Consider the following 1,547-nt stretch of genomic DNA (forward strand, 5'->3'; position numbering starts at 1 on the left):
GTCCATAGATGCTCTGGCTGCAGAATTACATGAGTATGAGTTGATCCAATCGATACCCGGCATTGGCACCAGAATTGCTGTAACAATACTAGCAGAAGTCGGAGAGATCGATCGATTTGATCATGCAAAGAAGCTCGTTGCATTTGCCGGTGTCGACCCTAGCGTCTTCGCTTCCGGCAAGTTTACAGCAACCCGAAATAGGATTACCAAACGCGGTTCCAGAAGACTTCGAACAACCTTATATCTAGCCGTACGGTGCGGCCTGCGCAGCTCACGCAACCAAAAACTCCGAGCCTTTTACGATAAAAAGCGTGCCGAGGGCAAGCCGTTTAAAGTGGCTGTTATTGCCTGTGTAAATAAGCTCATTCACTGGATTTTCGCGATTCTCACCCATAAAGAAGCATTTCGTCTGACCTAAGCAGGAAACACTATCCTGCTTAGGAAAGCTTCTCCATCCACCTATGGATGGTTATTTGGCATGCTCTTTTTTCAGTATAACATCATAGGCTTTATCCATTAATTTTTAAATATTGACAAACTATTAGCTAGAATAGCTTAACAAAGAAGGGGAGCAGCTACCGAAACAAACTAGCAAACTGCTCTTTGTTTGTTCAACTATAGATCTCCGTTTGCTCAAAAGGAACATGTGTCATCTTCTCAAAAAAGGAAAAGAATAGCTTATTGTTGAAGTTAGATATACTACCATCTGCACTAAATTAGGCAGTTTCAATCTTCGAGAAATTCAACAACGGAGGTGTAACTATAAGTCATGAAAAAATATGGGTATTATTTGCTAACTCTAATATTAAATTCAGTATTGTCTCTACTTCTCCCGTACCTATATGTGTTGTTCATCATAGATGTCGAGTACATAAAGTTAGTTATGGGTACCCTCGATCCTGGTGCTGCCGCTCATATGAGGGGGGAAGAAGATATGCTGCCTCTGTTTATTTTTTTCACACTTATATTTACTACAGCTTTTCTCTTACCTTTAGTTTTCTTTAATCACAAGATTTATCACGAGCTTCACACAACAAAATTAAAGTATATTGCAGCCGTTGTATCAATCTTTATCTTTGTTTTGATTCTAGATTTAGTAATAGACCCGTTCAATTTTATGTGGCGTTTTAAAAGCCATTAATAGATGATTCCCATAATTTTTATGTTAATATACTGCCCGTTAGTTCAATGAAAAAAGCAGGCTACCGTAGCACCTGCTCATCAATGTGTATCATTCAACTATCGTTACCCGTTAGTTTAATTAATAGGTCCCAATTTTGTTGCTATAACATATTTATCATTTACTTCGACTGCAATAACTTCATGAGGGTCTTTTCCTTTGACTTCAAATAGTGTACTCCCTGCTGGCACTTCGTTAGAGTCTCCATTTTTCTTTGTCATTGGGGTTGTTTTTCTTTCAATCTTACCAATCTCTTTGCCTACTTCTTCAATTGGAACCTCTTCTTTAGATAATCCATAAAGGGTGTTATTCCAAGCAACGGAAGCTGGATAGGTACTTGATGAGTTTGACCCATTATTATCACTAC

2 protein-coding genes are annotated in these 1,547 nt (G+C 38.7%); one reads left to right on the forward strand and one right to left on the reverse strand.

The genetic code is table 11. From position 1 onward, the window contains the following. Positions 1-418, forward strand: a 418-nt coding sequence (locus AB4Z50_RS35810) for a transposase (protein ID WP_441887253.1), incomplete at its 5' end; no start/stop codon positions are given. Positions 419-1,257: 839 nt separating this feature from the next. Here the strand turns inward: AB4Z50_RS35810 and AB4Z50_RS35815 are convergent. Then, positions 1,258-1,547 (reverse strand): hypothetical protein (locus tag AB4Z50_RS35815; protein WP_441887255.1); only part of this gene is annotated, 290 nt, incomplete at its 5' end.

The organism is Paenibacillus sp. 2TAB26 (assembly GCF_052115145.1).
In the GTDB taxonomy this organism is placed as follows: Bacteria; Bacillota; Bacilli; order Paenibacillales; family Paenibacillaceae; genus Pristimantibacillus.